We start from the raw sequence: 14,876 nt of genomic DNA on the forward strand, positions 1-14,876 counted from the left end.
TCGCTCGACTTGCATGTATTAGGCACGCCGCCAGCGTTCGTCCTGAGCCAGGATCAAACTCTCCAATAAAGTTTGTTGCTGGTTCAAAGCTGGCAAATCATTTAATGATAGACTCATTAACGCTTTCGCTGTTCAGTTTTCAAAGAGCATTTTTGTCGAACGCTTCATATCTTATCACGTTCGTTATTTGCGAGTCAAGAAGTTTTTTATCGAATCTTGTTTTCTTTTCTCGTGTTTTGTCGTCGTTCTTGGCGACAAGGAATAATCTATCACATCTAAAAATAGAATACAAGACCTTTTTTAATAGTTTTTCAAAAAAGATAGTCAAACAAAAAAAGCCCCTCTCTAAATAGGGGCAATAAAAGGCTTTACTGCGCTGTATAACCGCCATCAATGACGACAGCCTGACCCGTGACGCCTGACGCTTTTTTGCTAGCTAAAAAGGCAGCGTAGTTCGCTACTTCCTTTACTTGCAGCAATCGTTTTTGCGGCACAAGTGGATAGATGACTTCTTCCATCACCTTTTCCAACGGCACATTTCTTGTCTTAGCCAAATCAGCTAATTGATTTTGTACCAACGGTGTATCAACATATCCCGGACAAATGGCATTTACCGTAATACCTGCTGCTGCTCCTTCAAGAGCTGCTACCTTGGTGAGTCCGATGACTCCATGCTTGGCACTGTTGTAGGCTGCCTTTCCCGCAAAGCCAATCAAGCCATTGATCGAAGCCATATTGATGATACGACCATGACCTTGTTGTTTCATGATGGGAAAGGCGTGTTTAATCGCAACAAAAGGCGCTGTCAGCATAATACTGAGCATTTGTTCAAATTTTGCAGTCGGGAAATCCTCTATTGGAGAGACGAATTGCAATCCGGCATTATTCACCAAAATATCGAGTCTGCCAAAAATCTTTACAGCTTGCTGGATGCTCTCCTGGATTTGTTCTTCGTTAGTGACATTGCAGCCAAAGCTGATTGCTTCGTGACCTACCTTCTGCAATTGGGCGGCAGCCGCTTCCGCTGCTTCCCGGTTCAAGTCCAGTATGACGACTTTTGCGCCTTCCTCAGCAAATGTCCGCGCAATCTCCAATCCAATCCCGCTCGCTGCCCCTGTTACTAATGCGACCTGCTGCTCCAATAACTTCTCCATATCCTACTTTCTCCTCTCCTGCTACTGAGTTTCTCTTTCTATAAAAACGCTGACCCCTGATTAGAAAATGGACACGGCAAATGCCAGAATGAACACCACTGCTGTTTTCAAGACGGTAATGGCGAAAATATCCTTGTACGACTGGCGGTGAGTCAAGCCAGTAATCGCGAGCAGTGTAATAACCGCTCCGTTGTGCGGCAATGTGTCCATACCTCCGGAAGACATCGAGGCAATACGGTGCAGCAGCTCAGGACTAATTCCCGCAGCATTCGCCATCTCCAGGTATTGCTTGCCCATAACCTCCAACGCGATCGACATACCGCCCGACGCCGAACCCGTCACACCAGCGAGTACATTTACAGCGAGTGCCTCAGAAACTAACGGATGATCACTTGCACCCATTATCCAGCCTTGGATAAGCTTGAAGCCCGGTAATGTCTTCACAACGTTTCCGAATCCAACTTCAGAAGCGGTATTGAAAATAGCGAGCAAAGAACCCATTGCAGCCGCTGTCAGACCACTTGCCAGCTTGTTTTTGACTTGCTTCACATTGATGAGGAGTGCAGCAATAATTCCTAGACATAGTGAAATAATGAGCGACCAAGAAGAGACGACGTTTTTCACTTTCTCGATCTTAAATGACTCTTTGAGCATGGCCGGATCGTACCACGTCTCTACCGTCCAAATCCCTCTGCTGAACAAATAGTTACCGACGAGCACCAATGCCAACGGGAGAATCGCGACCCAGATGTTCATGTATGATTCGGTTTTGATCAACTCTGGTTCGTTGGTGTGTCCCTCGCCATAGCCTTCCCCAGCAGCAGCCGCTTGCTTGCGTCTGCGCTCCAGCCATAACATACCGCCAACGAAAACCATAATGGCGCCAATCGTTCCAACAACAGGTGCCGCATAAGCATCCGTACCAAAATAAGTAGTAGGAATGATGTTTTGAATCTGCGGCGTACCTGGCAATGCATCCATCGTATACGTAAAAGCACCGAGCGCGATCGTTCCTGGTATCAGACGCTTTGGAATGTTGGCTTCACGGAAAATCGCAGCGGCAAACGGATACACTGCAAATGCCACAACGAACAGGGAAACCCCGCCATACGTCAAAATCGAACATGCCAGTACGACAGCCAAAATCGCACGATTGGAGCCAAGTGCCTTCACTATGGAATGGGCAATGGAAGAAGCTGCCCCGCTCAGTTCCATGACTTTACCGAAAATGGCACCCAGTAAGAAAATAGGGAAGAATGATTTCACATAGTTAGCTGCATTGGTCATAAACGTTTCGGTATAGCTCGGCAGTAAGGCAATCCCGGAAAGGACAACGGCCAGCAGCGTAAAGATAGGGGCAAATACGATAACTGGATAGCCCCGATACGCAAAAAACATCAGGAGACCAAGCGAAATCAAGATGGATAACACTTCGATGATCATATAATTCTCCTTTCAATTTACCCCTCCACTTGCGGAGGATTTCTGTGTATTCACTTGGAGAAAACGCTTTCATCCCCAACTCAATTGCATGGACCATGCCAACCTCAACCGATTCTTGAAAAATCGTTCAGCCATGCCCGTTCACCGTACCTGGACTACTGGTACACAGATGATAACGCTTGCAAATTTTCCGGATTTCTGGAACATTGTGTCCATTTTTGCGGAATCTAGCAAAAATCAGGGGTCATTCGAAGGAAAAGCGACCGGGTTTAGAGGGTAATTCAACCAACACGATTCCAGAAAACCGGAATCTACCAAAACGTTGTTCCTTCAAAAGAAAAAAGCCGCGAACCTGGCTTTTCGCCACATCCCCGACTTGATACACGCCTCGTGCTACTGATACTTCTCCCACTTTTCGTAGAAGCTGGACTTGCTGATTTGCAACAGCTTGGCGGCGGTGAGCTTGTTCCCACCTGTTTGCTTCATCGCCTGACGAAGCGCTTCCTGTTCGACCTCCTCCATGACTTGTTTCAATGGTCGAATGGCACGAGCTGGGACCACCGGAGGCTCTGCCTCCCCTTCCTCAGATGCGGGCAGCCAAATATGCTCCTTTTTCAGGACATCGTCTTCTACTAGATGAAGCGCTCGTTCCAGCACGTTTTTCAACTCGCGTACATTGCCTGGCCAGGAGTAGCAACGGAGTACATTCCACACCTCTTCATCAATCGCTTTGACCGCAACACCAGTAGACTCGCCAAGCTGCTTGAGCAGATTCGAAACCAACTCCGGCAAATCCTCCAACCGCTCGCGCAACGGAGGGATCGAAAGTGAGACGACATTCAACCGATAGTAAAGGTCAGCTCGAAACTTTCCTTCCTTGATGCTTTGAAGCATGTCCAAATTCGTGGAAGCGATCACCCTCACATCGATTGGCGTAGTCCGTACAGCACCTACCCGCTCGACTTCCTTTTCCTGAAGCACACGCAACAGCTTGGCTTGAAGTGGCAAAGGCATGTCCCCGATCTCATCCAACAGTATGGTTCCATGGTTAGCCAGCTCGAACTTTCCTTTTTTCCCTCGACGAACGGCTCCGGTAAACGCACCTTCTTCATACCCAAACAGCTCTGATTCCAGCAAAGAATCCGGAATAGCGGCACAATTCACCCGAATGAAAGGCCCCATTTTCCTCTTGCTCTCGGCATGAATGGCGTGGGCAAACAGCTCCTTGCCCGTCCCGCTTTCGCCCGTAATCAGCACAGTCGAATCGCTTTTCGCAACTTTCTGAGAAAACTTTTTAAGCTCCTGCAGCTTCTGGCTGTACCCAACGATTTGGTCAAAATGATAGGTAGCCCCCATCCGCCGCCGCAGTTCTTTCTTATAATACGTCAGCTCATCCTTCAGCTGATCAACCATAGCAGCCAAGGCGGTCAGCTCCTGCACATCCTGGAAAAGCACTGTTCCCAGAACGGCAATCACCTTTCCTTCGTCCATGATCGGTATGCGATGGGCAATCATGTTCTGTCCTTTTATTGACTGAATGTCTGCGATTTCAGGAACACCTTCCTGACCGACAATATGCATCCGCGTATTTTCAATGACATCCGTCACTGGTTGCCCAATCACGTCCTGCACGTTAAGAAATTCCCGATAGCTCCGATTCAATAGAAGTATTTTCCCGTCCTTGTCTGTTACAATCATCGGTTCATGGGCATTTTCGAAAACGACCTCAAGCAATTTGCTCATCTGCTGGAGATTCCAATCCAAAACGGCTCCCCCTTTGTCTGAATGTTGCTGTGTCGAACGATCGCGCCTTACTCGTTATGCCAAAATTATAGGGGAGGACTGCTTTTTTAAGCAAACGGTATTAGCGAGGCTGCTCTTGTAATTGCTTGACCAATCGTTTCGGAGCCGCACACATGTATCCTTCCCGTATGTAATCCTCGACTTCGTTATAGTTGGTAACGTTTTTGGCAAGAATCGAAACCCAGCCGTGATGCCCAATGTACGGCGTCTTGTAAAAATGCTCCTGCGTAAGCAGCATCTCTTGGGTCGTCTTCAGCACCTTCACCGAAAGGGAGGGGCCATCTGTGCCCCCCTCTCCCAGTATGACAAACGGCTTGTCGTTCACCCGAAACGATGTATGCCCAAAAGCGTCTACCTGCTCCGTTACTTCTGGCAACCGCGTCGCCAGCTCGCGAACAGCAGCTACCATCTTCAAACCTTCTATAGAAGAAATTTGTTCGTGCACCAATTCGCCCTAGCCCCCTTTTTATAAAAACGCGCATCTAGATTAATTATGCTCTGCTCTGTTCCACACGCTGTTCGTCCTTCATACGGTACAGCGGCAAAATAAAGCTCAGTCCAACGATAAACAAAGCGGCAGCGATTTCATAGATGGTCACCAGTGAAAGATAACGCTTCAGTACACCTGCGATGCTCATCATGATCACCATAGAGCCCGTAAATAACGGGGTCAATATCCCGCTTACCCGACCAATGAAAGCACTCTCCGAATTCTTAAGCAACATAGTGTTGATGCCAATTTGAATACATGGCAAAAGCAATCCGGCGATCAGTTGCGCAATAAGCGTCAGCCACAGCACTGTAGATAAACCGACTATCGCCAGCGCCACAGCATTCCCCAACAGCCCGGCAACCAGGAGCCTTTGCGGGGGAACGTTTTTGGCTGCTGCCATCGTCAATGCTCCTCCTACAATCATACCCACTCCTTGGACCGTTATAAGCCATTTCAGACTTTCTTTGGGCAACTGCAATTGTTCTGTGACCAAGAAAATACCCAACGGCTGAATCATTCCGATCGACAGTCCGGTAGCCATAAAGCATAGGCAAAGCATCAACAATACCCGACTTCTCAGCACGTAACGGATTCCACTCGCCATTTCTTCCAGAAGCGCCGTCTCTTTCTTTTCGGTATTCTCCACGCGGTCTGGCGGCAGCAGATACAAGACCCCCGCGGCAGAAAGGAAAGCGGCTGCTGTAATCACCATCGAAATCTCCATTCCCCATTGCTGGAAGACAAACGTACCGAGAATCGGACCAAGCACCATGAAGATAGCGAAGATCGTCTGGTAGGCGGACATCCCTGCCTGTAGCTGTTCAGCCGGAACATGCAGCTTGAACAGCTTCATCCCGGACGGCTGGGAAAACTGAGAGAGCACTGCAGAGATCAGCGTGGCAAAAAAGATTGCCTTCCACGTCCCATACACAAAGGTAAGCAGCACCGCGACGACGGACAAAGCACTGAGCAGCTCACACCAGACCATTGTTCGTCTCGGTCGCCAGCGATCGGCAAATGTACCAGCCAGAAACGAAAAGAGAAAAATCGGCGCATACTCCGCCACTGAAATCATGGAGACGGCATACGGATCGCCTCCCGTATGATCCATTACATATAACAAGATCGCAAAATTGCGGACCCATATCCCGACCTGCAAAAGCAAGGCAGACAGCAGAATGATTCTGACATAGCGGTTTCCAAGAACATTTGACATAAAAAAGCCTCCTTATCCATTGCGATCTGGACAGGAGGCTACGCATATTATCGCCAAAAAGACATAGAAACCTTTTGTGAGTCGAAAAAGGATCTACCATCTATTCGCCAATATACACATACTACCCCTATCCAAAAAACGCATCGTTTTATCCGATTGGTTTTGTGGAAACAGGAGTTAGCAGATCATTGGCTTAATGGTCACCCTTTCTTGTAGAATGACCCAAGAGTACCACATAAAGTAATCCAGTGACAAGAAAAAATCGCTCCCACTTGTCCTAGGCTTTGTCGACGAGCGTGATGCGTTCTGCAGCTGGAATACGCGGTTGCGCGCCAGGAATAGCAGCTGGATAACCGATATGCAGGTTCCCCAATACTTTTTCCCCGGGACGAATGCCCATTGCTTCGCGGAATTCCGGCTCGTGTATCCACGGGTACGTCTCCCACGTCAGACCGATGCCTTTTTCCCACGCCAGCAAGCTAAAGTTATGAATGACAATACTGGTTGAAGCGAAATCGTCCTGACGCGTAATGAGGTTCGGGCTTTCTTCCATAATGACCGTCATCAGCATAGGGATCGCCATGATTTTATTGTAGAACTTCTCGCCGACTTCTTTCTTTTTCGCAGGATCAATCTCCCGCTTTTCCTTCATGATCCGCACAGCCTCTGCGATTCTTCTCTTGCCTTCCCCGTACGTCACAATAAAGCGCCACGGCTGTGTCATGTGGTAATTCGGCGCCCACACAGCTGTATCCATCAGCTCTGTAACCAGCACAGGGTCTACCTCACGATCTGCAAAGCGATGAATCGAACGACGTTCTCTAATCAATTTGGCCAGTTCCATTTCTTCCTCCTTCTCGCCCCAGAGCCATTGCAACGCCTCTGGAAATCTGGCGTTCGCACATGCACTCAAATGATCTGCCCCTTCGTCTATGAACAGGACAATCTGATTCTCTGTAAAGCCGCTATCAGCCAATATCTGATGCGCTTCTTTTGTCAGTGGGACCATCTGTTTTTGAACGTTTTGTTTTTTCGCACCTTCCTTACTGCCCACATCCATGTAGATGCGCAGCCCAGGGTGGTACAATTTCTTTTCACGCATAAACGGAACCATGCCTTCATACCAATACGATCCCGAGATGCTGCCGATTTTCGTGAAGACGTCCGGATATTGGTGCGCAGCGTACATCGAAATCAAGCCACCAAGCGAAAACCCGATGATCCCTGTTTTCTCGGAGCTAGAGTCTGTCCTGTACTTGCTGTCGATATACGTCTTGCATTCAGTGGCGACGTAAGAAAGATACGCATCTCCTTGTCCGCCAAAATCAATGTTGCGCTCAGGCGAGATCGCTTTGGAAAACCAAGGCGTATAATCATCCCTGCGATTTCCTGGCTGGATGCCGACGAGAATCAGCTCGGGAATTTTCCCTTCTGTAAACCTGTCTTCGATTACATCGAGTGCAGTACTAAACGCAGGATCAAACAAGTCACCGCCATCGTGGACATACATGACCGGATAACGGGACGTACTCTTGTCATAGGATGGCGGCAAATAAACGAGCAGTGCCCGGTGATGGCATACGTCTGCAAACAATTGTCCCTTCACAATTTGCACGTCCCCTCTTTATTTTTTAGCTCTACTCAATAAATAGAAGAAATACGGCACACCGATGATCGAAATGACGATACCGACTGGCAGTTCAATGGGTGTGAACACGGTTTTGGCAATAAAGTCAGCCGCCACGACCATGAGCATCCCGATTGTTCCTGCCAAGGGAAGAACATACCGGTGCTGGATTCCCGTCAAACGCTTCGCAATATGCGGCGCCATCAACCCGACAAATCCGATGCCTCCCGAAACCGCAACACACGCGCTCACGATTCCAATACTAGATAGCAGCAGAATATTGCGTTCCTTCTCCACGGACACACCCAGATTCTTGACGGACTCCTCGCCCAGCTGAAGTAAATCGAGAATATGCCCCTTTCGCATCAAAACGGGAATAAGCAATACAAGCCATGGCAGCATCCCGGTAATATGCGTCCAGTTCGCATTCCAAATGCTTCCTGTCAGCCATACAGTCGCCATCTCAAAATCGTTCGGATTCATTTTTAACGAAAGGTAGAGTGACACTGCACCCAATCCGGAGCCAATCGCGATCCCCACCAGAATCAACCGTTGGGGGTCAAGCGCACCGTTGCGCCAGGCAAATAAATAAATCAGCCCAGCTGCGAGCAAGCCACCTGTCAAACCGAACAAAGGCATGGCAATGATGGAAAACCAGCTCGCATCCGTAAACTGCCCACCAAAGAAAAACATAAAAGCCACAATGGCCGCGCCTGCCCCAGCATTAATACCCAAAATCCCTGGATCTGCAAGCCCATTGCGAGTGATCCCTTGGATGACCGTACCAGCGACCCCCAAACCAAAGCCCACCAACGCCGCAATAACAATTCGCGGCAGGCGAAAATCGAAAATAACCAAATCGTATTCCGCCACAGGATCAATACGCAATAACGTACGGACGACATCCAGCACCGTCATGTCAAATACACCGTTGGTCAGGCTGATATAAATCGCCATCAAAATCAAGGCGATGTTGACGAGCAGCAGCAAGCGAAATCTGCCTTTTCGATTAGGCATGCTTTCCCCCTCCTCTCTTGTAAATCAAATAGAGGAAGAACGGAACGCCAATAAAGGCAGTCACCACACCGATTGGAGTCTCAAACGGACTGTTCAGGAAGCGGCTGAGAACGTCAGACAACGCCAGGAAAATGCCGCCCAGTAATCCTGCACAAGGAATGATCCATCGATAATCGAGCCCCACCAAAAAGCGGGTAATATGCGGAATAATCAGCCCGACAAAGGCGATTTTTCCAGCCAACGCAACGGAAATGCCCGTAAGAATGACAACAGCTGTCGTTGCCAGCACTTTGACCATCACCGTTCTCTGCCCCAAGCCCCGTGACACTTCGTCGCCTAAGGACAAGATCGTAATCGATTTGGACAAAAGAAGTGCGAGGACAATACCGACGATGGCAAAAGGAACCGCCAGCTTCACCAACCCAGGCTCCAGAAGATGCAGCCTTGCATTGTACCAGAAGCTTACATTTTGCGAGACTTGAAAATAAGTAGAAATTGCGGCTGAAATACTGCTCAAAAAGGTACCCGTAATCGTGCCGATGACCGCCATTCCTACTGGTGTCAATCCGTTCGGCAATAGTCGGGAAAAAGCGAGAACCATCGCGACCGCAAGTGCTGAACCGATCAAGGACATGGTAATCATCGTGACACTTGTTGCGGATGGAATGAAAACCATGCACAGCGTAACGGCAAAGACTGAACCGTCAGACACGCCCATAATAGAGGGGGACGCGAGGTAATTCCTCGTCATCCCCTGCATCAACGCTCCTGATATCGCCAGAAATGCTCCGATCATGAGTGCGCCCAAGACTCTCGGCAAACGAGAATGCATGACAATTTGATGATCGACATTCCCTTCATCAAAGGCAAAGAAAGCTTGATAAATCGTCCCGGCATCAATCGGCTTGGCCCCGTAATGAATGGAGAGCAAGATTGTAAGCAGGATCACCACTGGCGAAACAGCTAGTATGATCATAGAAGTTGCTTTTTTGGATTGCATAGCCTACCCTCGCCCACTTTTACTTGGCAGACAATTTTTCTACAGCCGCCTTCATGAATTGTGTTTTGCTCCAAGCAGTACCACCTTGTGCGAGTGGATCGACCACGTTTACGTAAACCTTGCCATTTTTCACTGCATTCACGCTCTTCCAAATCGGGTTGTTCTGCAAATCTTCCAGCGCGTTTGGCTTGTCTTTATTCTCGTCTGGAGAGAATTGAACGAACAAGTAGTCTGGATTGATCTGGCTGAATTTTTCCATGGAGATAATCTCTTGTGCCTTTGCCGCTTTTACCTCTTCAGGTACAGTTAAACCAAGGTCCGCGTACAGAGCTGGGTTGAAGAACACCTTCTCTGGATAGATGTTGATGTTTCCTTGGCGCAGACGAATCACGAGTACTTTTTTATCCTTCAAGCTCTCTCCCAATTTCGCTTTTGCTGCTTCTGCCTCTGCTTTGTACGCTTGGAGCGCTTTCTCTGCATCGGCTTGTTTGCCAGTCAGCTCACCCAGCAATAGCAGGTTCGCTTCCCAGTTGGTTGAAATATGAGAAACAGGGAAGGTAGGAGCAATCTTGTTCATTTTCTCCACCGTTTCTGGCGGGAACTTGCTGCTGCCGAGGATGACATCCGGCTTCAAGGACAAAATCGTTTCCAGGTTCGGTTGCGTTTTCTCCCCGATGGATTTGGATTCGCCCGTAATCGGTGCAAACATCTCCGGGAATTTGCCGCCGACAGAAATAGCTCCTACCGGGTTTACGTTCAAGACAAGCGAATCTTCCATGGACTCCATGCTGCCTGCAATGACGATTCGCTCTGTTTTACTAGGAACGGTGTATTCTTTATCCAAATATTTAATCGTGCGTGTCTCGGCTTTGTTGGCTTCATCCGCCGGCTTTTCTGCTGTAGCAGTTGTCGCAGGTGCTGCAGTAGGTGCAGTCGTGTTATTCGCTGCTTCTTTTCCTCCGCCGCACGCTGTCAGCGCCAATGTCAGCGCCGCAATGCTCAAGCCCAGGTATATCTTTTTCATTCTGGAAAGACCCCTCTCACAAATGTAAAGTTTCACTCCGTTTAAGTGATAACGATTATCATTCGTGATTATAAAACATCCACTCTTGCCCGACCATGGACGAAATCCAGAATCAACATGGACGATCTCCTGATAGCAATCTCACACTCTCTTCCACGATCCGTTCATGAGCCGTTGCCGAGTATTCCCGCCAAGGATCAGACGTAATGACATGCGCCCGATTGTTGCGAACGGCTACAATATCTTGCCATGGTCCCGACGCCTTCAATGCTTGGAAGCATTCCAGCGTTTCTGCTTCTTGGCAAACCAACAGCAGCAAACGATCTGGTTTTATTGCAGCCAGTTCCTCTACAGTCACCTGCTGATCGTATACCTCCTGTGGCGAGACAAAGGCGGGCTTGACTTGCAGGTCCTGATAAAAAACTTCCCTCATACTGCGGTTGCAATGAACATAGAGCTGGTTTTTCAAAATCCGTACGATGAGTACCCTGTCTTCTCCCAAGCCTAGTTGAAGCTTTGCCCGTGCCCTCTTGACCTTTTTCTCATACTCACTGAGCCAATGCTGGGCTTCCACAGACTCACCCAAAAAATCTGCCATGAGCTGGAGCTGCGTCATCCAGCCCTGCTCTTCAAAAGGAACATACAAGGTTGGCGCGATCTCGTTCAGCTGCCTCTGTTCCTGCAGACTCGTTTCGTCCAAGCCAATGATGACGTCTGGCTTGCTGTCTCGAAGCATTTCGATGTTGGCTTTCCAGTTTTGGTTAATTCGAAACGCACTCAGATGGACCGGGATGTCGTTTCGGTAGGCTTGATGATAATAAGCGGTCCATTTGGGATGCAGCGGCGCCGCGTACGGAATCATTTTTAGTGCCAGCAAATGCCCGATGATGGTCGAGCCGTACGCTGCAATTTTTCGTTGGCGGCTTTTCATATAAAGCGTAGGTGAAACACCGACAGTTTTCTTGAATTTTCGACTAAAGTAAAATTCGTCGTTGTAGCCCACTTGATGAGCGATATCGCGCAGCTTGGCATGCGACTGAACCATCATCTGCTTCGCACGGCTGATCCGGAGCTCTGCCAAATAGTCCATTGCTGAGATGCCGTACGTTTTTTTGTACAGATCGACAAAATACTTAGGACTCACTTCCGCGATGCGAGCGAGCTGTTCAATGGTCACATTTTCCGAATAATGCTCCTCCATATGCGCGCGTGCCCGCTCCAGCGATATACCAGAATCTGCGGCTGAAAAGTGGACATGTTTGACGATGTGGTACCATAGCTCTTGAAAAGTATGTTGGCTTCGGAAGCGATCAAGCGCCGTATCCTGCTTCCATAAGTTCTGGATCAAATCACAATAGACAGGAAGCTGCCCTGCCGATTGGACAGATATCTCTCCCCGAAAAGGAAACAGGTGCTTTTCCCGAAGTGCTTGGAATCGCCGATTTTTATCACGCGTTTCCATAAAGACATCAAAGCGCAGCATGTACATCTCTAAATGATCAACAGAATCTGGAACGATGCCAAACGTAAGCATAGGAGGACAAACGTAAATCGCGTCCTGCCGCAATTGATACTCCTCATTCTCCAATCGCAGACGTCCGCGTCCTCCCGTTACCACCAGTAAAATGTGCGAATGGGTAAATTGCTGGCGGAGTCGGTCATGTCCTTGTGCTTTGAGCCATGTAATGTCACGCAGCTTAAAGATGGCTTCTGCCAGGGTCTTCTCCGTAAATTGTTGAACCAAGGCTTGTGTTTCGTTCATCCTCTCACCTCTGCTCGATCAGCTATGCATCTATATTGATAATTATTCTCATTCTCAACCGATAAAAAAAGTATATCAAAAGAAAAGCTCGCTTCCTATCAAGAATATTTCATCGATTTGAACCGATAACTTGAACATGGTATGGTACGTACCAATAGAAAGGGAACAACGGGAGGGAATGTCATTGGAATGCAAGGTTCTAGTCGCAGACGACGAGCAAGCGATCGTGAGTGCGATTGCCTATGCTCTTTCGCGTGAAGGATTCCAAGTAGAAACAGCAGCAGATGGCGAGGAAGCTCTGCGAAAAGTCGAATCGTTTCATCCCCATGTGCTGGTACTCGACGTCATGATGCCGAAATTGTCGGGCTATGACGTTTGTCGAAAGCTCCAAGACCGAAAAGACATCACCATTCTGCTCCTCACGGTAAAAAACGACATTGTCGATAAGCTCGTGGGTTTGGAATTGGGAGCGGATGACTATATGACCAAACCGTTTGACCTGCGTGAGGTAGTCGCTCGGGTCAAAGCGCTGTGCAGACGTCTGGAAAAAAACACGACCAACCTGCAAAAGGATACGGTCGTCATTGGCGCGCTCCAGCTTCATCTTGAGCAGCGGACCGTTCTCTCCCATCACAAAGAAATCGTACTGACTCCCAAAGAATTCGATTTGCTTGCTCTGTTGCTGACCAATTTGAAGCGAGTTTTTACAAGGGAAGATCTGCTCGACTTGGTTTGGGGGATGGACTACGAGGGCGGAACGCGTACGGTGGACATTCATATCCAGCGTCTGCGCGCGAAGTTAGGTAGTGACCACCAGCATTTGCTCCAAACTGTGTACGGTGTCGGCTATAAAGCGGTGGGAGATTCTACATGAGACTCGGATTGAAGTGGAAGTTTACTTGGTTTCTCGCTGGTCTTTTGCTGTTTACGGTTGCCGTATTGAGCAGCTTGGTCCTGCAAGGTGTCCGGAGCTACCAGCGTGAGCAAATGGAAGGTACGATGGACGGGCTGGCACGTACCGCCCAGGTCAAGATTACACAGCAATACGTAACCGGTACGCGAATCCCTCCTCAATCCTTTATGAAAATAGAAGGACAAAAGCTTGCCATTGAGCTGTCAGCCACAAACGATCATCGTGTGCTTTTGTACGATATGGGCGGTACTGCTGTCGGAGATTCTTTGCCGATGGCTGCAAAACCAGACGTACAGGACGCTCTCTCCTATGCCTTGCAAAACAAAATCGCCTATATAATCGTGGAAGACACGCTTCAATACCTCTCCCCTCTCACGGGTCCTGATGGACAAATCGGCGTGATTCATTTTGAGTCATCGCTCAAAGATCAGCATAGCTTTGACCGCGAATTACTCCTGTTGTTTTTGTATGCTGGATTGGCCGTGCTTGGCTTTGGGCTTTTGTTTGGCTTACTTTACATGAATCGGCAAGCTGCCGCGATCAGTCAATTGAAGCACGCCGCTGATCAGATTCGGGTGGGACGATATTTAGAAGCACCACCATTGACTCGCCCTGATGAACTGGGGGATTTAAGCCTTGGCATTTACGATATGAGTCACGCGATACAGGCCAACATTCATACCCAAAAGCAGTTTTTCGATAATGTCAGTCACGAATTCAAAACGCCGCTTACCGCGATCAAAGCAAACGCCGATCTGCTGCAGATGTACGGAGACGATCCCGCTATGACGAACCAGGCTGGCAAAGCTATTGCAGGTGAGGCATCCCGATTGCATGAGCTCGTGAAAAAAGCGCTGCAGCTATCCGCCATGGGGACCTATGCATTTGAACATCACCCTGAGCAAGTACAGCTACATGAATTGTTGACGGAGCTCTGTCTACGCTTGATCGGCAAAGCCGAAAAATCAGGGGTTACAATCCACCACGAGCTCGCCCCAACCATGATTTGGGCAGATCGTAACAGCCTCAGTCATATTTTCCTCAATTTGATAGACAATGCGATCAAATACAATACCCAAGGCGGCTCTGTCACCGTGCGCACCCGTGCCTGTCACCAGCAGGTTGAAGTCTTGATTCAGGATACGGGCGTCGGAATCCCGGAACAGGAACGAAAACGCATATTCGATCCTTTCTACACGATTCATCCTGATCGGGCTCGTCAAACAGGTGGAACCGGACTCGGCTTGTCCCTTGTCAAACAATTTGTCGAGCGTGAGAATGGCACGATTCGCGTTGAGGATGGACCCAACGGACACGGCACGACATTTATTGTTACTTTCAAGACATTTCGTTTACAAGTTTGAAACATGTCGAAATTTTGGTGAGATCATCTCCAAGTAAGATAAACCCAAGCGTAAATGAAC

General features: G+C 48.6%; 12 protein-coding genes and 1 rRNA gene. 2 read left to right on the forward strand and 11 right to left on the reverse strand.

The features are described 5' to 3' along the window. The 11 genes from AB1L17_RS23875 to AB1L17_RS23925 form a co-directional block, all read right to left on the reverse strand. Window positions 1-69, reverse strand: a 16S ribosomal RNA gene (locus tag AB1L17_RS23875); the annotation flags it as partial. Between the two features lie 299 nt (window positions 70-368). Next, the gene (locus tag AB1L17_RS23880) at window positions 369-1,154 is read right to left on the reverse strand and encodes a 3-hydroxybutyrate dehydrogenase (RefSeq protein WP_412847687.1); all 786 of its coding nucleotides are present in this window, start codon (window positions 1,152-1,154) and stop codon (window positions 369-371) included. Between the two features lie 60 nt (window positions 1,155-1,214). Continuing rightward, a complete protein-coding gene (locus AB1L17_RS23885; RefSeq protein WP_412847686.1) occupies window positions 1,215-2,597 on the reverse strand; it encodes a GntP family permease in 1,383 nt (460 codons plus the stop codon). A 393-nt stretch (window positions 2,598-2,990) separates the two neighbouring features. Further along, a complete protein-coding gene (locus AB1L17_RS23890) occupies window positions 2,991-4,361 on the reverse strand; it encodes a sigma-54 interaction domain-containing protein (protein WP_412847685.1) in 1,371 nt (456 codons plus the stop codon). A gap of 100 nt (window positions 4,362-4,461) precedes the next feature. Next, window positions 4,462-4,848 carry an MmcQ/YjbR family DNA-binding protein gene (locus AB1L17_RS23895; RefSeq protein ID WP_412847684.1) on the reverse strand — a complete coding sequence of 129 codons (387 nt, stop codon included), beginning with the start codon at window positions 4,846-4,848 and terminating at the stop codon, window positions 4,462-4,464. Window positions 4,849-4,891: 43 nt separating this feature from the next. Next, window positions 4,892-6,109, reverse strand: a complete 1,218-nt coding sequence (locus AB1L17_RS23900; RefSeq protein ID WP_412847683.1) for an MFS transporter — start codon at window positions 6,107-6,109, stop codon at window positions 4,892-4,894. A gap of 277 nt (window positions 6,110-6,386) precedes the next feature. Continuing rightward, entirely contained in the window at window positions 6,387-7,715 is a 1,329-nt protein-coding gene (locus tag AB1L17_RS23905) for an alpha/beta hydrolase-fold protein (RefSeq protein WP_412847682.1), read from the reverse strand. Between the two features lie 18 nt (window positions 7,716-7,733). Further along, window positions 7,734-8,753 carry a FecCD family ABC transporter permease gene (locus AB1L17_RS23910; RefSeq protein WP_412847681.1) on the reverse strand — a complete coding sequence of 340 codons (1,020 nt, stop codon included), beginning with the start codon at window positions 8,751-8,753 and terminating at the stop codon, window positions 7,734-7,736. Next, complete coding sequence (locus AB1L17_RS23915; protein WP_412847680.1) at window positions 8,746-9,753, reverse strand: FecCD family ABC transporter permease; 1,008 nt, start codon at window positions 9,751-9,753, stop codon at window positions 8,746-8,748. Before AB1L17_RS23915 ends, AB1L17_RS23910 begins: the two co-directional genes overlap by 8 nt. A 19-nt stretch (window positions 9,754-9,772) precedes the next feature. Continuing rightward, window positions 9,773-10,777, reverse strand: a complete 1,005-nt coding sequence (locus AB1L17_RS23920) for an ABC transporter substrate-binding protein (RefSeq protein WP_412847679.1) — start codon at window positions 10,775-10,777, stop codon at window positions 9,773-9,775. Between the two features lie 112 nt (window positions 10,778-10,889). Beyond that, window positions 10,890-12,539, reverse strand: a complete 1,650-nt coding sequence (locus AB1L17_RS23925; protein WP_412847678.1) for an AraC family transcriptional regulator — start codon at window positions 12,537-12,539, stop codon at window positions 10,890-10,892. Between the two features lie 184 nt (window positions 12,540-12,723). Here AB1L17_RS23925 and AB1L17_RS23930 point away from each other — a divergent pair, with 184 nt between their 5' ends. Further along, window positions 12,724-13,413, forward strand: a complete 690-nt coding sequence (locus AB1L17_RS23930; RefSeq protein WP_412847677.1) for a response regulator transcription factor — start codon at window positions 12,724-12,726, stop codon at window positions 13,411-13,413. After that, window positions 13,410-14,816: a sensor histidine kinase gene (locus AB1L17_RS23935; protein ID WP_412847676.1), complete on the forward strand. Its 1,407-nt coding sequence runs from the start codon at window positions 13,410-13,412 to the stop codon at window positions 14,814-14,816. Before AB1L17_RS23930 ends, AB1L17_RS23935 begins: the two co-directional genes overlap by 4 nt. Window positions 14,817-14,876 lie beyond the last annotated feature (60 nt).

It is taken from the genome of Brevibacillus jepli, assembly GCF_047229145.1.
Taxonomy (GTDB): domain Bacteria; phylum Bacillota; class Bacilli; order Brevibacillales; family Brevibacillaceae; genus Brevibacillus.